Genomic DNA, 20202 nt, shown 5'->3' with positions numbered 1-20202 from the left:
TTCGAAGTGTCTATACCGTTTCGCTGCACTAAGTTTCGTGCTGCGGCGTCGTCGGCCGGTTAGACGATGTCGGCGAATGCGATGATGTTGTCGTTGTAGCTGCGGGCGGTTTCGTCGAAAGATCCACCACACGTGATGATCCGGAGCCCGGGGCGGTCGAGGTCGCCGTACACGACGTTGGTGGGGAAGTCGTCCTTGGGGAAGTGCTCGATACTGGTGGCGGTAAACACTGCGCGACTTCCGTCTTCGCGGCTGATGATGATGTCGGCTCCTGGTTCGAGATTCCTCAGATCGAAGAAAACCCCGTCGGTGCCTTCCCAGTCGACGTGGCCGGCGATGATCGCCGGCCCGACCTCGCCAGGGGCGGGAGCCCCGGTGTACCACCCTGCAGCCTTCCCGTCCGGTGGGACTTCAAGGGTTCCATCGGTATCGAGTCCGAGGTCGATGATGTCGGTGTCGACGTCGATGGACGGGATTTCGAGTCGCACGGGGCGCTGTGCTGCCGTTACCGGCACCTTTTCCGGCTGTGCAGAATCAGGGGTACTGGGCGCGGAGTTGGCACTTTGTCGAGACGATGGGTGCGGTTGTGAGTTTCCGGCGTCGACCTGTCCGCCGGCGCATCCGACGACTGTCAAGAGTGCCGAAACAGCAAGGGCGATAGCCGTGATGGCTCGGCGAGATCGCGGAGCCATCACGAAGTTGCTGTCTTTCATCTATCGACTGGTCCGACGGATGACGAGGACCGATGTTGCCACGACGGCGAAGGTGCAGACCAGCAAGGCAATCCACCTTTCACTCGACTGCCCGGCACTTTGGGATTGTGTGCTTCCGTCGCCGGTGTCGACCGAGCCTCGTGGTACCTGCGGCACCTGAGGGGTTCGGCCAGTGGGGGATTCCGGTCTTACAGGTTGAGTGGTCGGGGTACTCGTTCGAGAAGCCGAGGTCGTCGGCACCTGAGACGGGATGGTTACTGTCCCGGGCACAGTCGGAGGTGTTCCCGGTAGTGGCGGTAAACCGGGAATCACGGGTATCGACGGAATGTTTCGGCTGGTCGTGATGACCGGAGGTACGCCCACCGTGGTGGTCACCGTTCCGACAGGGGTGCCCACCGTAGTTGTAGTCGCCTCTGGCGGGACCGCAGTAGTGGTGGTTGTAGTCACCTCGGGCGGGACCGCCGTCGTGGTTGTCGTCGTGTCAGGCGGGACCGTAGTCGTCGTAGTGGCAGTCGGGGTTGTAGTTGTGACCGGAGGTGCGCAGGTGGGGATGGTAACGGTGTTCGTATCGAGAGTCACCGCGCCGTTGATCGCCAACAGGCGACCCTCGACAGTGGCCTCCGTTGTGGCAGTAATGTCTGTCAGCGCCAACAGGTTTCCTCGGAACACGGAATTGGTGCCGAGAGTGGCGGAGCTACCAACCTGCCAGAAGACATTGCACGCCTGCGTCCCGTTGATCAACGCGACGGTGCTCGACGACGACGTGATCAGCGTTGATCCGGCTTGAAAGACGAAGACGGCATCCGGGTCACCTTGCGCGTCGAGGGTGACGGTTCCCGACAGGGCGATCGACGATCCGGAGTTGTAGACACCCGAAACCAGTGTCCGGCCGGTCAAGTCGGCTCCGGTCGGTTGTGTCGGGCCCTGACCGGCGAGAGTGTTGTAGGCAGTCAACACGTCGGGTTTCGCTCCCTGAGATACCGCGTCTCCGCCATGGTTGGTGCCGGTGATCGTCAGGTCCGATACACCGGTGATGGTCGGCGTCGGATACGTGCCGATATCGCCTCCGAGTGTTGTCGGTCCGGTGTTGGTGATTCCCGCTCCGGCAAGGACTGCAAAGGGCTCAGCGGTGCCGAGTCCGACAGCAGTCGCTTCCGCGCCGGCAGTGCCGGCCGGCAGGACGAGAATGCCGACCGAGAATACGGAAATCGTTGCAATGCCTGAGAATTGAAAGAACCGCGAGCGTCGTGTTGCGGTAGGTGCTGTCATGTTCTGTTCATCTTCGATCCTTTGAAGAAGGGACTCATGCGACGAAAGTGAGTCCGTACGTCCGCGCCGACTCCGGCGCCGGGACGTATCGATGAGCGCCCACGTAAATCCGGACATTCCGGGTATACGATGTGTGTATACGTTGTATATATAGGGCGTCACCGAACAGTAAACCAGTCGTGCGGTTCTGTCAACGCGTAGGCATACGTTGTATATTCTGTGAATGACCGGACACTCGCGAGATCGCACTCATGGTTCGATTCCAGTCGGCGATCGCGAGGAACCTCTCACCAGGGCGCTTGTGCTCTCGACGGCGTTGGCGATCATCGACGAGGAAGGTGCCGAAGGCCTTTCCATGCGGCGACTGGGGAAAGCGCTCGACAGAAATCCGATGACCCTTTACAGGTACGCGGCAAACAAGGCGGCACTGCTGGACGGGGTCGTGGAGACCGTGCTCGAACAACTGGTCGTCGACCCGTCCGATCGCGACTGGAGAGGGCAACTGCACGCGGTTGCGTATGGGTATCGCCGCCTCGCGCTCGCGCACCCCAATGTGGTTCCACTGCTGGTCACTCGGCCGTTGTCGACGCCGCTCGGATTGCGTCCTCCGGGGACGCTGCGCTACCTCGAGGCGATTCTCGAACTGTTGATTCGCGCCGGTTTCACCCCCGAAGACGCTTTGCACATTTACAGAGCGGTGTTCGGTTTCCTCAACGGGCACATTCTCAACGAGCTTCAAGAAATTGTCGAAAACCCAGAGGAGACCGACGATCTCCTACGGCTCGGCCTGCATCGGCTTCCGCTCGCCGAGTTCCCGAGGCTACGGTCGATGGCTACGATCATGGCTCACTACGACGGTCAGGACGAACTCGAGCGCGGCCTGGCCATCCTTCTGGAGGGTCTGGCGACGGCTTCGCCGCCGTCGAGTGCAGAAGGCTGACCACTCTCACGTTGGGTGGCGACATGAGACGACCTCGACGGCCACACAATTCAGGGGACCGACGAGGCCGGTGAACGCCAGTGAGGTCACTGACGTTTACATATCAACCGTACGTGTCACGGTTGGAGAGCGGCGGCGAGCTTCGTCCTGGTTGTGTGAGTGTTTCGTCCTGCTTCGCCCATTTCGGGCGATTCTTATATCGAGTGCCGGCTCGTATGCGCAGATTGCACGGTGAACGACCTGCAAGCTGCGCGTGTGCAAGACGCCAGAACGGCGCCTTCCGTCCGCCAGGATGAACGGACGGAAGGCGCCGTATCAGTTGTGGGTGCCCGCATGCGGCGAGATCGGTCTGGACCTGTCAGGGTTGAAATTCTTCGTTGTGGGGATTCTCCGGCGGGCTGGTCGCGAGTATGCGTTTCCACCACTTTTGCCGCTGCGGGTCTTCGCTCCAGACGACCGGTTCGGTTAGGGCAGCGGCGGGGGCCATGATTGTCGCGGACATAGTGGACCTCCTGGGGTGAACGGTTCTTGTGCAGGCGATTTCGCACCAAGCGCTGCAGAATCCTGCGGTGCGATCCCGATGTGTGGGTAGCGCTACAGGCCGAACAGGTCAGGCCTCGATCTGACCCTGAGCGTCTGACTCGGAGTTCGCAGTGCGGGCCGGCGGCCCCGACGAGATTTCGATCCGCCTCGGTTTTGCCTTCTCGGCGATCGGCAAGGTCACGGTCAATACGCCGTTGTCGTACGAGGCGACGATTCGCTCGGAATCGATGTCCTCACTGATGGACAGCTGCCTTCTGTACGTACCCGTGAAACGTTCGCCGGCCAGCCACGTCACGCCCTCTTCGGAGAGGGCACTGCGGTGCGCGGTCAAGGTCAGGGTCGAGCCGTCTACCTGTACGTCCACCGATCCTGGGTCGACGCCGGGAAGATCGGCGTGCAGAACGTAGTGGTCATCGATCTTGTAGAGGTCCATCGGCATGAAACGAGGACTTCGGCTGCTGCCGGTTCCGGTAGCAAGCAAGGATTTGGTGATCGCGTCGATGTCGGTGAAAGGATCGAAACGAAGCACAGCAACACACCTCCCGTATCGTCGAAGAAAGGTCACCGCCACCTCGACGGCGACCGAACTCACTGTGCGAGAACATGTTAACCAACACATCTGGCACTCTGCAACCCTGAGTGCCAGATTCTCGAGTGAAACTTCGGTCCGAGTTCCGGGAGCATCTGAAGGTCGTGATGAGGACGCCGATTTGTTCGGCCTTCCGAGTCGCTAGGGGATGAGAACGCGCGGGTTCAAGATGTTGTTGGGGTCGACGGCGTTTTTGATTGCCCTGTTCAACTTGACCACGACCGGGTCCAGCGCGCTCGACAGGACGTCTCGTTTGTGTTGTCCCACGCCATATTCTGTTGTCGCGGTTCCGCCCAGTGTTCTCACGAGTTCGTAGATCTCTTGTCTCGCAGCGGCGGCAGATGCTGCGGCCACTTCGTCTCCGACGGGATAGTTGAGAACGGGGTGAGTGAGTTCGTCCGCTGCGTGGGTGTAGCTGACGATTGTGGTGTTGGTGCGATTTGCTATGTCGGCTATGCCGTCGGCGAGCGCAGGGAGCTTGTCGATCGGGACGGCGACATCGTCGCCGATAACCACGCCCTTCTGCTCGAAGGCTTCGTACACGGCGTAGCGCGGACGGATGAACAGGTCACCTTCGTGAGGATCGTCGGTGACGAATACATCTGAGGCTCCATGCTTTTCGCAGTGCCTGCGCATGAGATCCACCTCGCCCTCTGCTCCGTTGCCGGCATCGGACCGCCCGATGAGGAGTGCCCCGGCGTCGGTGTCGAGTTCCATGCGGAGAAACTCTTCAGCCACGTTGATGGCGGCGTTGTCGAGGATTTCGAGTTCTGAAGGCCGCACGAGACTTGTGATGTCCTTCGCTGCGGCGACGGCTTCGGACATCGACGGGAAGAAGGCCACAACTGTGTGCGGTGTCGGAGGCTGAGGGATGAGGCGAAGTGTCAACTCGGTGATCACGCCCAGTGTGCCTTCGCTGCCCACGAACAGCTTCGTCAAAGAGAGGCCGGGGGTGTCCTTGATGCGATCTCCGCCGAGTTCAGCGATGGATCCATCCGCTAGTACGACGGTCATTCCCAGGATGTAGTCGCTGGTAACGCCGTATTTTACGCAACACGGGCCACCTGCATTGGTTGCGGCGTTGCCGCCGATCGAGCAGATTTCAAACGACGACGGGTCCGGCGGATAGTGCAAACCCTCCTGTGCGGCAGCGACTTTGACGTCGTTGGTGAGGGCTCCCGGTTCGACGATTGCGGTGCGTGATGACACGTCAATGCGAATCGATCGCATGCGTTCGAGGCTGAGGGTTATCGCGCCGTCAATGGCTGTGGATCCGCCGACGACACTTGTCCCTGCGCCCCGTGGGATGACCGGAATCCGTCGACTGTCGGCGAATCGGAGGGTTTCCTGGACGTCGGATGCCGTCGATGCACGTACGACGGCGACCGGTGTGCCTGCTGCGGGGTCGAAACTCCAGTCCTGTCGGTAGGATTGGAGCAGATCCGGATCGGTGGTCATCGCACCCGGTGACAGTCGTGGGGTGAGCAGATTCAAGTCGTCGACATGGGCCATGATTCGAATTTCAGCCTTCCGATCCGAAGTGTTCTACCGAAATAGGTTGAACCTGAGGGGTACCGATGGTTGGTCTCCCGCCGACAGCGTGGACCACGTGGTTGAAAGCTAGTGTCTCGAGTGCGGTTGAGATCCACCGAATGTGGCGTACGGCACATTCCGTCCGTTGTGTTCACTGTCTCAGATGTTGCTGAGGTCGGTCATCACCTGATCCAGTGCGCCGGTACGGCCCGGTGTGACTACTTTCTGGAATATCGTCAGTACGCACTCGTCGAGGGCGTCGGTCACCGACACAGTTTTCCGAGTGACGGTGCTTCGGTTGGACCAGCGGCCGCGGGTCATATGTGCGAGAGCGATTCCGTCGCGCAGGGCTGTCGCTCTCCGACTCGAGGAATGCGTGAAGATGTACGTCCTGCCGGAGATGTCGACCTCACATCGCTTGTTCTTTCGTCGCATGGCCCCGGGCTTCTGGTCAGTCACGTTTCCGATCGTTCCGTCGGCCAGGTGAAGTGTTGCGGGGTGACCTTTGCGGAACGTGAGTACATGTCGGTCTCGATCGGCAACCGACGATTTCGGCTTCCGTCGACGGGGAGTTCGATCGCCCTCGTCCGGATACGTGGGGGACAATTTGCCGTACAGACTTCCCGCTGGATCGAAAATGGCTACGGCAGAGCCATCTTCGGCGAGCTTGACGAACCATCCGGCTTCTGTGGAACTGTCCCAATTCATGTCGACGATTATCCTACGAGGGATCGTTGAACGGTGCGCTGCCTGCTCGAGCGTCAGAGGGCACGCCGGAACATCTTGTCTTCGTCTGTGGTGACAGCGCCGGACGCAATGAGTCGTTCGAGGTGCAGCTGTGCTGTCCGTCGTTCGACGGCGTCGACGTACGGGGCCGTGACGTGAGGGCGGTAGACGAGTCGATGGGCGACGATGTCTTCCAAGAGTTTTGGTTCACCGAGGAATTGAACGAGACGTTCTTCACGGCTGAGCAGTTTGTCGCGGTAGGCGGACAACCGGCGTCGGAACTCGTCGCTGCCCTCGACCACACCTTTCTGGTGGAAGGTTCCGTACCATCGTGCGTCGATCGTTGCGGCGTGGTCGATGGAGTCGAGGAAGTCGTTGACGCTGCTACCCAGATCGCCGTACATCGGGCCGAAGGAAGTGAGGTCGACGTCGGCGACGTAGAAGAAGCCGTCGGGTTCGACGAGTACGCCGCAGTGTCCGCGCGTATGCCCTGGCAAATGAATGACCGTCGCGGTGCGGTCACCGAGCTCGAAGACGTGGCCGTCCGCGATCCCTGCCACATTCTGGTGCGTCGGAGGTATGTCGTACTGCGTTGCTATCGATAGTCGGACCTCTGCTCGTTCGTCTGCGCGGAGGCCGTAGTTGTCGAGCAATGTTTCGAGTGATGCGACCGAGGGCGCGTCGAGGTGGTGTGCGAACGTCGGCACGTCGAAATGATGGAGGCCGGCGATGTGATCCTCGTGGCCGTGGCTGATGAACGCCAGGTCTGCGCCTACGGGATCTCGGTCGAGGGAGAGCGAGGGGTCGATGACGAGAGTGCTTTCGGATCCGTGCACCACCACGGTGTTTCCGTAGGGGACGGCACCACCGTTCTCGGGAACCAATACCGACACCTTGCCGAATTCTGCAGGTGTGAACATCTTTCGCCTCCCTCGTGACGATCGTGTCGTGATGACACCGGCTTGCAGGCTCGTCTCACTCGAGTTGTAGTCGAGACCCCTCGACAGTATCCGTCGTCCAAGTGGTGAGGTAAATCGGATAGCGGCTCGATGACATTGCGATCCACGAAAACCGCGGCTAGATCCAGTCAGGTTGCGGTGCGCGCTATTTCGTTGAGAGTCCGTTCGACGGCTTGCGCGATCCTGTGTGCCGGAGGGAGGTGCTCGGCATCTGTCTGGATTCCGATCCAGAATCTGTCGTTGTAGGACGCTGCGGTGAATCCGACTCGAACGTTGCCGGCCAACGGGCCTAACGGCCAGAGCTCGACGAGCGCTGCCCCGTCGAGCGTGAGCGGGCCGCTCGGTCCGTGGACATTGGACACCACTGCACCGATCATGTGCTGGCGCTTCGCAAGCCTGTCGAAGATGCCGGCCATGCGGGGTGACCGAAATGTTGTTCCCGCTGCGCGTGCGGACGGCTTTGCCGCAGCGGTTTGCTTCGCGACGATGGTGACGGCTCGTTCTTCGTCGGTTTCGCGAAGTGGGAGGTCGATAATCATGAATCCGACGGCATTGCGTGCGTCACCGATCGCGGTGACTGCGACGGGGACAGACACCGCGATCGACTTGGGAATGTGTCCACCGCAATTTTCGAGGATGTATCGCAGTCCGGCGCCCGCAGCAACGAGATAGGCGTCGTTCAATGTGCCTCCAGCCTTTTGCGCACCACGCTCGATCAACGAGGTGCCGACGTTGACGGACGAGATCGATCTCGTGGGGCCAATGGTGCCCAGCAGCGCCCGCGACCGGATCGGCCGGTGTAGGAACGTCCCCATTCGGAATCGGAGGAGATCCCAGGGGCTGGCTTTCTTCTGATCGCGGAGTTCGAGAGTCGGACGGATCTTCGTCCTTGGTGAGGTGCCCGTGCGTAGTTGTTCTGTCGATGGAGCCGAGGTGAAGAGTCGTTCGAAAAGCTCGCTGGCTCGCGAGCCGTCGAGAACCGCGTGATGCACTCTGATGACGATGCCGCACTGCCCCGGTCGAGCTGCGGGAACCACTGCGATGTGCCACAGGGGTCGGGAGGGGTCGAGGGGCAGCATCACGAGTCGACTGCAGATCGCTTCGAAGTCGGGTTCGGTGGGACCACGTTCGTCCAGTGAGACATGGAGGCCGACGTCGATGTCGTTGTCAGTCCACCACCATGACCCATTCCGCATGATCGGTCGCTGCCGCAGTAATGGCTCCTTCGCGATGTGAGCGGCGAGGGTGCGGTGAAGACGAGCAAGATCTGGTCGACCGTCTCGATCGACGAAGCCACCCGGAGAAAGCAGTCCGGCAATCGTGACGAGGTACGGCTGGACGTGCACACCGAGCTGGAAGCTCGCAGCGTCGACGGGTGATATCGGCACGTCGCGTGTGGTTTCGACCATCTGCTGAGCCTAATCGAGGCGACAGAGTGAACGACGCTGGTTTCGGCTAGCGGATCACCAAGTCGTGGTCGGTGGCGCTGAGCGTGATCGCCGCAATGTGTTTGCCGCGCATCCAGTCCTGTACGAACGCGTCCAGAGCGGGGTTCGATGCCCGATCCGCATACGCGTCCGACGGAATTTCGATTGCCCCGACGAGGTGGCGCGGATCGGCGTCGAGGCCGGACGAGCGGGGACTCATCCGTAGCCCGTCGGCGGTGTGCAGGACGACCGGAAATACTGTGCCATCCGGGGCGGTCACCGCCGCGGTCCGGGTCGTGGCGACCGGGTCGAAGTGGTCCACGTCCAGTCGGTATCCGGAGGGCTGTGCGTGCTGGCCGATCGCGTCGAGTAGGCGCGGGTCCACCACAGAGTAGGGAAACCCGATGTCGATCAGAGTCTGACCGTCGATGGCACCGTTGCGGGCGGGCAGTGTCGTGGACAGGTGCCAGGGGGCGGTGGGGGACAGTGTGTCGGTCGAACGGTCTGTCGGCGAGTTCTCGACCGGCATGCCGAGGAGGGCCGCGCCGGTCGGTGTGAACTCCCAGTCGCCGCCGACGAGATCCTTGTGCCAGAAACCGGATTCGGCGCCGCGGAGACCCTCGACGCGCAACTCCCGCCGGTTCGGGCCAGGACCGAGGGAGTGCACGCTGATCGCGGATGTGACGTCACCGGGAATCTTGGGTTGGTGCACCCAGTCCGGCGCCGGAAGTTGGATCGCGGCGGTACTGCGGTCGAGGGTTTCGGCGACGAGGTTGGGTGCGCTGGGCTTGCCCGACTGGTCATCCCAGCTGTAGCGGAAGAAGATCGAGTCAGAACCCGAAGAGTCGAAATCAAATGTGCGGGTGTACATGTCGCCGTGCTTGTTCATCACGAAGGTGGTCGACCCGGCCGCCGACAAGGACTCGGCCTGGAACCGTCCGCCGAGTGGACCGCCGATCTCGTAGCTGTCGTCGTTGGGCAGCCACGGGTCCGCGTAGGTTATTCGGCTGCCGTCCCCGGTCAACGTGGGGATCATCGTCATCTTGGCGAGTCCGACGAAGTGAATCCGTCCGGCGACGTCGGTGAAAGTTTGGTTGTCCCACGGCGAGGAGACGCTCAGTGCCCACCCGTTCGGGCGGTCTCCTGGGAGTTGTCGGCCGGGACCGCTCCACAGAGGTGCGCCCCATGCCGAGGTCCAGTTCCACACCAGCGGATCCTGGGATGCGTTGTCCATCGTGTAGATCCAGCCGTTGTCGTCGACCGCGACGAGTTCGTCGTCGTCCAGTGATATCCCGACTAGTCGGCCGCGCAGGCACTCGGGCATCGGCACGAAACGCCACGGTTCAGCCGTTGGTGCGCCTGGCTCTCGTGGCCGAGCGAGTAAGTCGTGGTCGACTAGCGCGAAGTCCCAGAAACGATTGAATTGGGTAGTTGGCGTGCGGATCTCGACCGAGTCGGGGGCGGTTGAACTGGTGAATGTCGGTAGGTTTGCCAATCCGACTCGACCTCCACCGGAGGGCGCACCTGGTGGCAGTTGAGCGGTTCCGAATGGTATGCAACTGGCCGGCCCGGGTTCGGTGGGCGCGGCGGCGGCGAGGGGAGTGGACCACAACAGGCCTGCAGAGAGTAGGACGCCGACGCTCAGTAGTCGCGGTCGGTGCGGGTGCGAAACTCCACTCGCGGTCTCGTTCACCGTCCGATTGTCGCACGATTCGCATTGTTTGTATGGATTGTGCGGATTGTCCACTTGTGTCGGTTGTGGCGCAGAGTGCCGATCGCTGTGCTCGGGAGTTTGTTGGTAGTTGGAGAGGTTGTCTTGCAAGTGCTTTCGGAGGAATCGTCAGCCCACTCCGTAGGTTGACCGTTCAGATGAGGCTTGCCATCACCTGCAGATACGGTGGGGTGATGAGAAGGCCGAAGTCGTTGGGTGAATGGTTGGTAGCTGATCCTCCGGCGTCCGCCAAGCCCCCTGGGCCGATTCTTCTTGCCTTCACCGTTGTTCCGCTTGCTGCGTTGATCTGCGAGCATTACGGTTGGTGGCCTTCGCCGTTCGGGGAGTACAGATGGTTGGATCCCTTCCTCGTCAGCGCTGCGGCTCTGCTCATCTTGATCGTGGTCGGTCTGGTGTGGGCGATCCGCACCCTCTATGTCCTTGGCCAGGACCGACGGTGGTCGTGGTGGATCCTGCCCTCTCCGATCGCGGTTATCTCTGCAATCGCTCTGGTGTTGTTGATGCCACCGGCTACTTTCCTCGACAAGAGCGGAGAGTTCGAGACCATCGCGATTGGTCTTCTGGAGCAGCCTGAATCGACCGTGGAAGAGCTCGAGATCGGCCAGTTCGATATCAGTAGTGCCCATGCCGTGCGTCCCGATGAGGTCTACTTCATCGACGACGAAAGCATGTTCATCACCTCGAGTGGGTGGGTGTACTCGCCCAGCGGCCCACCATCGGGGTTCGATGATTTCTCCGCAACTCACCTCGGCGGACCTTGGTACGAGTTCACGGCGGTATGGCGTGACTGATAAATCGAGTGGCCTGTAACGCAGGCCTGTAGCTACCATCGCGGTGTGGATACGTACACGGTGAAGCCCCATGGGTGTGAGGGGGTTGTCGGCGTCGTCTTCGCCGGCGACAGATAGCGCATTTCGGACCCGACAGCACTTGGTGCTGATCGGGCCATGAGCTGTACCCACCTTCACCGAGCCACGATTGGTATACACCCATGATCATTTTGACCGATACATCGATCCGTTCCAGCCTCGTCAACGCGAGTCGTAAGGAGAAGTCCGATCTCACCCTGCCGGACCGCTTCGACACCATCGATTTCGACGCTCTCGACTACCTGGGCTGGCGAGATCCGAAAATGGGCCGACGCGCCTACGCGATCGTTCCGACACTCGACGGGGAGACCATCGGAGTCTTGCTCGTTCAAGCGGAGGCCACTCCGCGGTCGCGCGCCCAGTGTTCCTGGTGCCGAGACACGCGACTTCCCAACGAGGTCGTCTTCTACGGCGCTAAGTTGGCCGGGCCTGCCGGTCGACGCGGCAGCACAGTCGGAACACTGATCTGCCGAGACTTCCAGTGCTCGGACAACGTTCGTAACGACCCCCCGCTCCCTTATGCCGGCTACGATGCCGCCGCAGCGCGCCAGGATCGGAAAGATGAACTGGTGCTGCGAGCTTCGAGTTTTGTCGAGCGGGTGGCTCGGCAGTAGAGCCGACCAAATCGGGGACGAGATAGCACCCTGTTGCGACGTTCGTCCCCCTTCCTGGCTCAGGGAGGGGGACGAGCTGTCTAGACGGTTTTGACCCGGGGAGCACTCCGAGACGGCGCGACATGTGGCGTCGCACATGATTGCGCGGTCACGGCGTTGCGCGACGCAACGTCGCCCAGGCTCCGGCGATGCACGCGATGGCAAGGGCCAAGGGGAGTAGTGCCATCGGGACCACTCGGGGAGTATCGACAAACCACGAACCGATCGCGGGCCACCACCCAGCCCACGTGATCAGGATCGCTGACAAGCCGAGCAAGCCGAAAAGCCCGGTGAGGGAGGCGAGTAGACCGGTGGTCCTCCACCGCTGGTAGATAGCACCTGTCAGCATTGCGATCGAACTGGTCAGCAGCAGCGTCGCGAACAGTGCGAGCAACTGTACGGCCGTGTTGTCGGTGAAATAGCGTGCGATGCCGAACATTCGCATGTGCACACCCCAGCCGTTGGTGGCGGACTCCACCACGGACAGCAACTGTAGCGCGATTGCGAAGACTGCGGACTGTGCCAGGGCCATTACCGTGGTGGCAGTGAAGAACTCGCGGCGAGTCACGCTCAGTCCGAGTGCGAACGGGAACGTCTGGGTCATCGATTGGAGGTAGAACGCCAACACGAAACCGTAAACGGAGAACACACTGCCGGTGAATCCCTCACCCTCATCGTTCCGGACGATCGCGTAGATAGTGAAGCTGATGAGGAACGAGATCAACAGGATGCCCACCGGCCAGGCGATCAGCAACGGCCACGCGACCGTGTGCAGTTGTAGGACCGAACCGATCCTGGACCGCGTGGGCGCCTTCGAGACCGTCCGTGGCGATGTCGTTGCGATGCTCATACGGTGATCTCCTTGCGCTGAGTCGTGGTCGCGATGACTAGCTCCTGTAAAGATGCCGGTTCCACTGCGACACCCGCCTCCCGCAGTCGGTTTCGCTCGGTGTCTGTCAAATGGGCCTGCAAAGTGATTCGGCTGTGGGCGCCCAGCGTCTCCCGGTGCAGGACGGTGCCGGACGTGGCAACAGCATCGACCGCATCCAGGGGGCCGGTTACCACTACTGCTTGGCTTCGCAGTGTGTCCGCGTCCTCGTCGACGACAATCCGGCCGCCGTCGACGACGATCACGTGCTCGAGCAGATTGGCTACCTCGTCGATCAGGTGAGTCGAAAGCACCACAGTGCGAGGATGTTCGGCGTAGTCCGCAAGCAGACGATCGTAGAACAGTTGGCGTGCAACGGCATCGAGACCGAGATACGGCTCGTCGAAAAGCGTCAGGGGCGCGCGGGAGGCGAGTCCGATGATCACCCCCAACGCCGACCGCATGCCGCGTGAAAGCTTCTTCACCTTGCGGCACAGGGGAAGTTGGAAGTCGTCGAGCAGTGTCTCGGCGAACGCGTGGTCCCAATTCGGGAGTAGATGGCCGGCGGCGACGAGTACGTGCTTGACCTTGAGGTCTTCGGGGTACGTCTGGCTTTCCTTGACGAAGCACACGTTCGCCAGTACGTCGGCATTTTCGAACGGGGCAGCCCCGAAAACTTCGACGTCGCCGCTGGTGTGCAGGTCCTGCCCGGTCAGTATCTGCATGATCGTCGTCTTGCCTGCGCCGTTGCGACCGAGCAGGCCGTAGATCTTGTTGCGGCTGATCTCGAACGAGACGTCCGCGAGCGCGTCGACGTCCCCGTACTTTCTGTCCACGGAGCGCATCGAGGCGACGAGTTCAGTTTCGTCGAAACGCCTGACGTGGGGCTCGGTCGTTGTCGTGCTTGCGTTCATCAGTCCGCCTTCCTGTCGTCCAGCATGGATTTGAGTTCTTCGAGGGAAATCTGGAGGCGGTCGGCCTCCGCGACCAGCGGCTCGATGTACTGGCGTGCGAACGCTTCTCGGCGTCTGAACCTGAGTGCATTACGGGCGCCGACAGTGACAAACATTCCGATTCCGCGTTTCTTGTAGAGAATTCCCTCGCCCACGAGTTGATTGAGGCCCTTGGCTGCAGTGGCCGGATTGATCCGGTGGAACGCCGCCAGTTCGTTGGTCGACGGCACCTGCCCGTCTTCGGGTAGTGAGCCGTCGATGATCGAACTCTCGATCTGTTCGGCGATCTGTTGGAACAGTGGTCGTCCGTCGTCGATCACGATGATCGGCGCTCGGTGTTCACTGGTTCATTACTCATGTAATGAACCATAGAACGTCATGGGGCATGTTGGCAATGAGATCGCGGAAACTGGCATCGATGACTTGGGTCTCCGAGTGCTACCCATCGGGACATTCATCGCAGTGGCTGATGGAACAGCTTGGATTCAGACCAGTTACAACTTCCAGATCCCCGGGGCGCTGCGCACAGGCATGAACTTCTGCGGAACCGTGGAACGCCAGTAGTGGTCGACCACGGGACGGGGCACCTTCGGGTGGCCGGTAGATATCGCCTCAATGAACTCGGCCACCTCGTCGAAGGCGGCAACTATGTAGCGGGGGACATTCTGCATGGACGTTGTAGATGGGGAGTTCGCTATGCGTTGACGCAAACACCAGTCAGCATCGGCAGTTCGCCACCCAACGTGAAGCCTGCGAAAACAGAAGCCTCGGCTTCCGGTCGTAACCCGCAGTCGTAGAACAGAAGCCGGACCGCACGCCGCGGTCGGGCTGTTTTTCGTCAACCCAAAGACGGAGTCGTATCCACCGCAAGTAGGGACTTAGCGCCCTGTTTTGGTGTTTCTGTACTGATTCGCAATCCCGATACGTACGCTTCCGGCCAGGGAATCGGACACTCGACCAGCAGGGGTATCTATGCCGAATGTGACAGTGAAATTCGGGGGTTCAGACCCGGAAACAGCAGACCTCGCACGCCGGGCACTGCAACCAGTACTCGACAGCATCTACCGCACATACCGCAGGAAACCGCTCCCATTCGTCGAAGCCGCACTTAAACGCGCAGGCCGAGGAAGCTTCTCACAAGCAGGAATTGAACGATTTGCCGACTACATTTCAAGAGGAGACCGACCGATCCTCACCACATAGCGGCCGCTCATGATCACGCCGAAGAGCGAAGCGCTTCCACCGGCTACCTGTTCGACGACCTAAATTGGTCAGTGCCAACTAGGTACAGGTCCATCGTGGTCAACATCAAGAGACAGCCCCCGCCCGCGTCCGAGATCGGTAGCTGCCTCAACATGGCAATGGCACTCGCGGGCAGACGGATTCGATCAATCGGAGCTGATAATGCTGATTGAGCAGATGCACGTTAGTCCACCTCTGTGTGAATTCTGCTCACGGTGCGCACTCGCGTGATCAAACCGGCGTCGCTGCGACATTCGGTTGCTGATCCTATTCGGCACTGTGTCGAGTGTTGGGAGGGAGAAACTCGGAAACTGATTCTGGTTTGATCTGAGTGTGAAACGGACGATGAGCGTGGTCGCGATTCCGGCACTTCTCGTTTTGTCGGCATGCCGGGGTAGTGAACCGGAGAACAATCCACTGGAAGGTGACGCTGGCGTGGTCAGGTCAGTGTCGAGTCCCTCGCCCACTTCGTCGGATGTTGTGCGTTCGAAAATTGTAGAGGAACAAGGGAATCCCGATCTCTACGACGTCACGTTGGACGGCATTACGACAGCGGTGCACGTTCCGATCAACCCGTCCCCGGGGGAACTTGCTGCCGCGTGTGACGACGTGAAAACGGCGCTGATGGCCTTTGGATCGGTCGACGGTGCGCTGGCTGGTCTTCAAGACACCGGCTGGAACCACATTCTTGCGATCACGTTGCCCGACGGACGTTGGACAGAGCAAACTCCGCAACAGCAGGCGTTGGTCATCGAAGGTCTCCATGCTGCAGCAAACGGGGAATGCTGATTGCAATTCGCTTCTGGTTGATCTGAGCTCTCTAGAGGGGTCCGGTGTCGCTAAGCGACTCTTTAAGTTGAGGGCGGCTCGGTGTATCTGTCTCTGCTTCAGTATCTTTCGCGTGTGAATTCGATCGAGGCGGCGGGTCGCCTGAACTACCCGGCACGTTATCTAGACCTTCGGTAAAGTCGGCTGTGCAGACCCACCCAGTCCGTGAGTCGCCAACGCCGAAGGCCTAACTCTGATTGCACGAGCGAAGTGAAACCAGATGAATTGCCTCGCCTTCGGGTTCGTGAGTCTGTCAGATGAAATTGCGTGGTTCGGCAGCAAGAAGTCCAGCGACTCCGAGGTCGTATCCCGCGCACATTGCGGGGTACCAATCCGGCAGGCGTGAGTCCGAACCGCACTCGTGAAGTAGGTCGAAAATCGGGTGGAGAGCCCATCCTGTTGCAACCAGTCGCCGAGCGGCACTCGGGGGTAGAACAAGTCCGCCGACTAAGACAGCGCCTGTTGCGGCCGCTGCACTCCATTCGCGAGTTCGAATTGAGGCGTCGACCTTCCGTCCCTGTCGAGCCACTGGATAAACAGCTGCCGCGATCATGAGGCCGACGGCGTAAGCAGGCGTTCGGCTGCGAGGCATCCACTTTTGCGCGGGTGCGTCGAAAAGCACACTCAGCACCAGGCCAGTACCTGCTGCGATGATTCGACCATGTGTCGAGGTAGGCATTCGTCGACAGTATCGCCACTCGATGACGGATCTTGGCAAATAGAAGCGGATCTCGGCAAAGGAAAGTCGCCGACCAGAACTGGTCAGGGGCTTCCCTGCGAGGAGGTAGGGGATTTGAACTCTTGAGCACCCACCTGCATCGAGGTTCATGCAGGTACCCGAAATAGCTATCTATCTAGCTGCTACGGAACGGTTGACTGACAGGGGTTGTGGACATTCAAGCTCCCCTTCCTTGCAGGGAAGGGGAGCTTGTGTTTGTGGCCACCGCACGATCCACGCATCTGCTGATATGCAGGTAACAGGCAGAGCTGAAACTGTCATCCACATGCGGTCGGCCGATCTTCTCTACAAGTCGGGGGCGGTTAGTGGCCCTGCGCCTTCTAATGAGAAGGGGATCGTGGAACCGTTCGCCATCGCCACGATCACGTTGACGACAGCAAAGAGGATGTCCTTCATTTCAAATTCACCTCCTCTCTCCGTCTAGAGCCCGGCAGCATTCGCTACTGCATACAGGGCAGAGGTCCTGCTATCGAAATTGGGACCTGCAATGTAAGCGGGCGAGCCTGGACTGAATGAGGTGACTGTCCTGATATATCCGAGGCCATTCGAGGAGTTGTAGTCCACCAACCAAGGTCCACCAGAAGCACCTCCGCCAAAGTTGCACCCCACTGCCTCGGTGAAATCGTAGGAGTCATATGTGAATGAGGTGTTTGGGAGTTGCGTGAGAAGCCGTAGCTCCGGACGTCATAACCAGGGAAGGCGCTGCGATGCTTGCGAGGAATAAGGTTTTGACTCTGGACACTTACAGCCTTCTATCGAATTGGGGCCAACCTGCTGGTTTTCAAATATCTTCGGGAAGGTAGAACGACGCTAATGTGACAGTCCTCGAAACTGGGGTATTTATTCGAGCCTTATCCGGCTCTCCCGGATCCGGAGTGTATGAGTCGATCCACGGATGATCCGAGCAGGCACAAGATTTAGGTCGGTGAGGGTTTTCAAGGTGCAGACCGGAGACTTACGGTTAGGGCTGTCCGGTACTGAGGAAGAATACGTACTTGATGCTTTTTCAAGGTGATTTTTGACAGACTTGGGTCTTTTCACAGTTGTCATTGTGAGAAGACCTGCATTCTTGCGTGAGTTGTGGTCCTCGGCGTCCGGGTGCGCTACGGCAGATCGTTTCTTGCAATATTCAGATGAGCTGCGCGGAACCCGAGCGGAGACAGTTTCCAACCCCATGCTGACCGTCGAGCAGGCGATCACTGCTGGCGAACTCCGGGGCAATAGACAAGATCTCGCTGCAGTTTTCGGAGCCAACTGCACCGCCAAGGGCCGATGCTGGGTGCATCGGTTTCGGGAGACCTCACCTGTGCGCCTGACGATGGTCCTCAGAGTGCTCGACAATCCCATTGTTTAGGTCGGTACGACTGTAGATGTCGATTAACAGGGAGCAGGCGACGCGCGACCTCGCCGGCGGGTGAACATAACAGATCTCAAGCTGATCGCGGCAGTTCCTACTCGAATCCTAAGTGTGGCCGCCGCACCGGCAAGAACGCATCCTGCTCCGGGGTCGACTCGAGGGCGCGGCGCACTAATTCGAGTTGATCGGCCGCCAATTTTTCGCTGCACTGAGTGGATAGCCGCCGGCTGTGGCCGCGGCCCAGGTGCGGGGCAGAACTCCGAGAGAGTCGACCGTGCCACCTTTCCGGACGTCGATTTCGAGCACCACATCGCCGGGGTTGGGCCGTATGCCTATGTTGTACTGCGAATTTCGGGTCCACCACGCGAATATCACGTCGAGATCGGTGTGTTCAATCGAGGGGCAATTGGTGACGAACACCTGCTGAGGGCCCTGTGTCATCACTCGTATCGGACCCTGATGCTGCGGCGCCAGCACAGCAATGGACACCGATTTAGGCCGGGGTCACGACCTGTCGGACGGCATCAATGAACTGCAGAATTCCGAGGCGCGGTCCTCTGGCACTCCCCATTTGAACTGGATTCACATCGACTGATCACTGAATGGAGGAGGTTGTGTACCTGCCGTGTACCTGTCACCGGATTTGGAACCCAAACAAGCGAAGTCCGACTGCCCCAAAAAGGGCTCTGAACTGCGGAGAATCTGTGGAGCCGATGACGGGAATCGAACCCGCGTATTCAGCTTGGGAAGCTGATGTTCTACCATTGAACTACATCGGCGTCGCAGCCGACCGGGCGTGCTTTCACCGCCGACCAACGTGCGTTCCGAACATTATCAGACGAGCTGTCACGCAGCGTGTCCCCGGCTGTCATTGATCAGATGGCGTGTGTCGAAGTCGGCGCGTTTGGTGGATGGCTTGTCCACAAGTTCTGCGAGGGAAAGCCTTTCGGTATAGATAGCTCGAGGTATCTGGGGCAGGAGCACGGCGGGGGAGTCCCGTACTCACCCATCGCGCTTCGTCACCGCAATGTGATCGCCCCGGCGATGGGCCGGCACTGCCCGCAGAACCGGTAACCTCTACCTGTGCTGCTCTCCGATCGTGACATCCGTGCCGAAATCTCCGTTGGACGTCTGGGTATCGACCCTTTCGACGACTCCATGGTGCAACCGTCGAGCGTCGACGTGCGCCTGGACGGTCTGTTTCGGGTTTTCAACAACACGCGGTACACGCACATCGACCCGGCACTTCGCCAGGACGAGTTGACCAGCCTGGTCGAACCGGCAGAGGGCGAGCCGTTTGTGCTTCATCCCGGCGAGTTCGTTCTCGGTTCGACTCTCGAAGTGTGCTCACTGCCGAACGACCTCGCCGGCCGTCTCGAAGGTAAGTCGAGCCTCGGGCGCCTCGGCCTGTTGACGCACTCGACCGCCGGTTTCATCGACCCGGGTTTCAGCGGCCACATCACACTGGAGCTGTCCAATGTCGCAAACCTGCCGATCACGCTCTGGCCGGGAATGAAGATCGGACAGCTCTGCCTGCTCAAGCTCTCGAGCGCTGCAGAGTTCCCGTACGGAAGCTCCGAGGCCGGATCCAAGTACCAGGGCCAGCGCGGCCCGACACCGTCGAAGGCGTACCTGAACTTCAACCGCAGCTGAACGAACGAACTTCGGGGGGAGTCGCATGATCGGAATTTTCTACGGTCTGGTTTTCATGAACTTGTTGTTCGTGACCAGCACCGTGTGTTTGATGAAGCCGTCGAAAGTCAGTGTTGTTGCGACCGCCTGTGCAGGGGTGGCGTGGCTGTTCTTCAATGGACCGCTGGAAGGTCAGGTCTTGTGGTCGTTGAACAGAGAACACGGTCTGACGGTCTCGGATCTGATGTCGCTTGTTGCCTTCGGCATCGCCGCTCGTGGTTGGAATCAGGTTCGCAAAGTCCGTGAAACCGTCGACGCAGATCGTTTCTGACCTGCGCGCTCACCTGGATTGACCGCCACGATTCGGACAGATGTTTCGACCTGGAGCACAACAGTCGTCGAATCGGGCACAATTACTGGTTATGTGGTGGATTGTCGGAGGCGTACTACTCGTATGGGTCGTGTGTTCCATTCCGATTGCCATCCTGGTGGGGCGGGGTATCGCGCGTCGGGACCGCGCAGAATTCGACGGGCGAAATCAACAGTGGGCCGACGAGGTTGTCAGGTCGATCGAGAAGCAATCGGAGCAGGACAATGCCGATCGGCGTAAGCCACCACTGATCAGCTGAC

General features: G+C 60.1%; 21 protein-coding genes and 1 tRNA gene. 7 read left to right on the top strand and 15 right to left on the bottom strand.

Annotated features, from left to right (window positions below):
- Nucleotides 1–59 precede the first annotated feature (59 nt).
- Nucleotides 60–713, bottom strand: coding sequence for a class F sortase (locus ACFT1A_RS21490; protein ID WP_378448668.1), 654 nt, complete (start codon nucleotides 711–713; stop codon nucleotides 60–62).
- Complete coding sequence (locus tag ACFT1A_RS21485; protein WP_378448667.1) at nucleotides 714–1982, bottom strand: ice-binding family protein; 1269 nt, start codon at nucleotides 1980–1982, stop codon at nucleotides 714–716. It lies immediately after the preceding gene.
- A gap of 223 nt (nucleotides 1983–2205) precedes the next feature.
- Here ACFT1A_RS21485 and ACFT1A_RS21480 point away from each other — a divergent pair, with 223 nt between their 5' ends.
- Entirely contained in the window at nucleotides 2206–2922 is a 717-nt protein-coding gene (locus ACFT1A_RS21480) for a TetR/AcrR family transcriptional regulator C-terminal domain-containing protein (RefSeq protein WP_378448666.1), read from the top strand.
- Nucleotides 2923–3532: 610 nt separating this feature from the next.
- Here the strand turns inward: ACFT1A_RS21480 and ACFT1A_RS21475 are convergent.
- The 6 genes from ACFT1A_RS21475 to ACFT1A_RS21450 all read right to left on the bottom strand — a co-directional run bounded on the left by ACFT1A_RS21475 (nucleotide 3533) and on the right by ACFT1A_RS21450 (nucleotide 10023).
- Nucleotides 3533–3994: an Hsp20/alpha crystallin family protein gene (locus ACFT1A_RS21475; RefSeq protein WP_378448665.1), complete on the bottom strand. Its 462-nt coding sequence runs from the start codon at nucleotides 3992–3994 to the stop codon at nucleotides 3533–3535.
- A 201-nt stretch (nucleotides 3995–4195) separates the two neighbouring features.
- Nucleotides 4196–5566: an FAD-binding oxidoreductase gene (locus ACFT1A_RS21470; protein ID WP_378448664.1), complete on the bottom strand. Its 1371-nt coding sequence runs from the start codon at nucleotides 5564–5566 to the stop codon at nucleotides 4196–4198.
- 180 nt (nucleotides 5567–5746) lie between these two features.
- Nucleotides 5747–6295 carry a hypothetical protein gene (locus ACFT1A_RS21465; RefSeq protein WP_378448663.1) on the bottom strand — a complete coding sequence of 183 codons (549 nt, stop codon included), beginning with the start codon at nucleotides 6293–6295 and terminating at the stop codon, nucleotides 5747–5749.
- Nucleotides 6296–6348: 53 nt separating this feature from the next.
- Nucleotides 6349–7233 carry an MBL fold metallo-hydrolase gene (locus ACFT1A_RS21460; RefSeq protein WP_378448662.1) on the bottom strand — a complete coding sequence of 295 codons (885 nt, stop codon included), beginning with the start codon at nucleotides 7231–7233 and terminating at the stop codon, nucleotides 6349–6351.
- Between the two features lie 167 nt (nucleotides 7234–7400).
- Nucleotides 7401–8681 carry a wax ester/triacylglycerol synthase domain-containing protein gene (locus tag ACFT1A_RS21455; RefSeq protein WP_378448661.1) on the bottom strand — a complete coding sequence of 427 codons (1281 nt, stop codon included), beginning with the start codon at nucleotides 8679–8681 and terminating at the stop codon, nucleotides 7401–7403.
- 46 nt (nucleotides 8682–8727) lie between these two features.
- Nucleotides 8728–10023, bottom strand: coding sequence for a hypothetical protein (locus ACFT1A_RS21450; protein WP_378448713.1), 1296 nt, complete (start codon nucleotides 10021–10023; stop codon nucleotides 8728–8730).
- Nucleotides 10024–10604: 581 nt separating this feature from the next.
- On the opposite strand from ACFT1A_RS21450, the gene ACFT1A_RS21445 reads away from it, so the two are divergent.
- Both ACFT1A_RS21445 and ACFT1A_RS21440 read left to right on the top strand, forming a co-directional pair.
- Nucleotides 10605–11222: a DUF1109 domain-containing protein gene (locus tag ACFT1A_RS21445; protein WP_378448660.1), complete on the top strand. Its 618-nt coding sequence runs from the start codon at nucleotides 10605–10607 to the stop codon at nucleotides 11220–11222.
- A gap of 200 nt (nucleotides 11223–11422) precedes the next feature.
- On the top strand, nucleotides 11423–11914 hold the full coding sequence (locus tag ACFT1A_RS21440; RefSeq protein ID WP_378448659.1) for an FBP domain-containing protein: 492 nt from the start codon (nucleotides 11423–11425) through the stop codon (nucleotides 11912–11914).
- Between the two features lie 148 nt (nucleotides 11915–12062).
- Here the strand turns inward: ACFT1A_RS21440 and ACFT1A_RS21435 are convergent, their stop codons facing one another.
- The 4 genes from ACFT1A_RS21435 to ACFT1A_RS21420 all read right to left on the bottom strand — a co-directional run bounded on the left by ACFT1A_RS21435 (nucleotide 12063) and on the right by ACFT1A_RS21420 (nucleotide 14445).
- Nucleotides 12063–12803, bottom strand: a complete 741-nt coding sequence (locus ACFT1A_RS21435) for an ABC transporter permease (protein ID WP_378448658.1) — start codon at nucleotides 12801–12803, stop codon at nucleotides 12063–12065.
- Nucleotides 12800–13735, bottom strand: a complete 936-nt coding sequence (locus ACFT1A_RS21430; protein ID WP_378448657.1) for an ABC transporter ATP-binding protein — start codon at nucleotides 13733–13735, stop codon at nucleotides 12800–12802. Before ACFT1A_RS21430 ends, ACFT1A_RS21435 begins: the two co-directional genes overlap by 4 nt.
- A complete protein-coding gene (locus ACFT1A_RS21425) occupies nucleotides 13735–14094 on the bottom strand; it encodes a GntR family transcriptional regulator (RefSeq protein WP_378448656.1) in 360 nt (119 codons plus the stop codon). The genes ACFT1A_RS21430 and ACFT1A_RS21425 overlap by 1 nt, the downstream gene beginning before the upstream one ends.
- Nucleotides 14095–14268: 174 nt before the next feature.
- On the bottom strand, nucleotides 14269–14445 hold the full coding sequence (locus ACFT1A_RS21420) for a hypothetical protein (protein ID WP_378448655.1): 177 nt from the start codon (nucleotides 14443–14445) through the stop codon (nucleotides 14269–14271).
- Between the two features lie 1051 nt (nucleotides 14446–15496).
- Here ACFT1A_RS21420 and lpqV point away from each other — a divergent pair.
- Nucleotides 15497–15805, top strand: a complete 309-nt coding sequence (gene lpqV, locus ACFT1A_RS21415) for a lipoprotein LpqV (RefSeq protein ID WP_378448654.1) — start codon at nucleotides 15497–15499, stop codon at nucleotides 15803–15805.
- Nucleotides 15806–16097: 292 nt separating this feature from the next.
- On the opposite strand, the gene ACFT1A_RS21410 is transcribed toward lpqV, so the two are convergent.
- The 3 genes from ACFT1A_RS21410 to ACFT1A_RS21400 form a co-directional block, all read right to left on the bottom strand.
- Nucleotides 16098–16523, bottom strand: a complete 426-nt coding sequence (locus ACFT1A_RS21410) for a hypothetical protein (RefSeq protein ID WP_378448653.1) — start codon at nucleotides 16521–16523, stop codon at nucleotides 16098–16100.
- Between the two features lie 1588 nt (nucleotides 16524–18111).
- Entirely contained in the window at nucleotides 18112–18381 is a 270-nt protein-coding gene (locus tag ACFT1A_RS21405) for a hypothetical protein (RefSeq protein ID WP_378448652.1), read from the bottom strand.
- Between the two features lie 264 nt (nucleotides 18382–18645).
- A tRNA-Gly gene (locus tag ACFT1A_RS21400) sits at nucleotides 18646–18719 on the bottom strand.
- A 304-nt stretch (nucleotides 18720–19023) separates the two neighbouring features.
- On the opposite strand from ACFT1A_RS21400, the gene dcd reads away from it, so the two are divergent.
- From dcd to ACFT1A_RS21385, 3 genes are all read left to right on the top strand, one after another.
- A complete protein-coding gene (gene dcd, locus ACFT1A_RS21395) occupies nucleotides 19024–19593 on the top strand; it encodes a dCTP deaminase (protein WP_019747488.1) in 570 nt (189 codons plus the stop codon).
- 25 nt (nucleotides 19594–19618) lie between these two features.
- Nucleotides 19619–19903, top strand: a complete 285-nt coding sequence (locus tag ACFT1A_RS21390) for a hypothetical protein (protein ID WP_378448651.1) — start codon at nucleotides 19619–19621, stop codon at nucleotides 19901–19903.
- A gap of 91 nt (nucleotides 19904–19994) precedes the next feature.
- A complete protein-coding gene (locus ACFT1A_RS21385; protein ID WP_007726530.1) occupies nucleotides 19995–20201 on the top strand; it encodes a hypothetical protein in 207 nt (68 codons plus the stop codon).
- Nucleotide 20202 lies beyond the last annotated feature (1 nt).

This window comes from Rhodococcus sp. NPDC057135, from assembly GCF_042670865.1.
GTDB lineage: Bacteria > Actinomycetota > Actinomycetes > Mycobacteriales > Mycobacteriaceae > Rhodococcus_F.
The sequence above is the reverse complement of the archived record's forward strand: the minus strand, read 5'-3'. Positions and strand labels throughout refer to the sequence as shown.

Coding starts and splice junctions, on each gene's coding strand:
- ACFT1A_RS21430 (WP_378448657.1), bottom strand. CDS start 13,735: ATGAACGCAAGCACGACAACGACCGAGCCCCACGTCAGGCGTTTCGAC.
- ACFT1A_RS21405 (WP_378448652.1), bottom strand. CDS start 18,381: ATGACACAGGGCCCTCAGCAGGTGTTCGTCACCAATTGCCCCTCGATT.
- ACFT1A_RS21410 (WP_378448653.1), bottom strand. CDS start 16,523: ATGCCTACCTCGACACATGGTCGAATCATCGCAGCAGGTACTGGCCTG.
- ACFT1A_RS21460 (WP_378448662.1), bottom strand. CDS start 7,233: ATGTTCACACCTGCAGAATTCGGCAAGGTGTCGGTATTGGTTCCCGAG.
- ACFT1A_RS21455 (WP_378448661.1), bottom strand. CDS start 8,681: ATGGTCGAAACCACACGCGACGTGCCGATATCACCCGTCGACGCTGCG.
- ACFT1A_RS21480 (WP_378448666.1), top strand. CDS start 2,206: ATGACCGGACACTCGCGAGATCGCACTCATGGTTCGATTCCAGTCGGC.
- ACFT1A_RS21470 (WP_378448664.1), bottom strand. CDS start 5,566: ATGGCCCATGTCGACGACTTGAATCTGCTCACCCCACGACTGTCACCG.
- ACFT1A_RS21485 (WP_378448667.1), bottom strand. CDS start 1,982: ATGACAGCACCTACCGCAACACGACGCTCGCGGTTCTTTCAATTCTCA.
- ACFT1A_RS21385 (WP_007726530.1), top strand. CDS start 19,995: ATGTGGTGGATTGTCGGAGGCGTACTACTCGTATGGGTCGTGTGTTCC.
- ACFT1A_RS21390 (WP_378448651.1), top strand. CDS start 19,619: ATGATCGGAATTTTCTACGGTCTGGTTTTCATGAACTTGTTGTTCGTG.
- ACFT1A_RS21445 (WP_378448660.1), top strand. CDS start 10,605: ATGAGAAGGCCGAAGTCGTTGGGTGAATGGTTGGTAGCTGATCCTCCG.
- ACFT1A_RS21450 (WP_378448713.1), bottom strand. CDS start 10,023: ATGCCCGAGTGCCTGCGCGGCCGACTAGTCGGGATATCACTGGACGAC.
- ACFT1A_RS21435 (WP_378448658.1), bottom strand. CDS start 12,803: ATGAGCATCGCAACGACATCGCCACGGACGGTCTCGAAGGCGCCCACG.
- ACFT1A_RS21465 (WP_378448663.1), bottom strand. CDS start 6,295: ATGAATTGGGACAGTTCCACAGAAGCCGGATGGTTCGTCAAGCTCGCC.
- ACFT1A_RS21420 (WP_378448655.1), bottom strand. CDS start 14,445: ATGCAGAATGTCCCCCGCTACATAGTTGCCGCCTTCGACGAGGTGGCC.
- ACFT1A_RS21440 (WP_378448659.1), top strand. CDS start 11,423: ATGATCATTTTGACCGATACATCGATCCGTTCCAGCCTCGTCAACGCG.
- ACFT1A_RS21490 (WP_378448668.1), bottom strand. CDS start 713: ATGAAAGACAGCAACTTCGTGATGGCTCCGCGATCTCGCCGAGCCATC.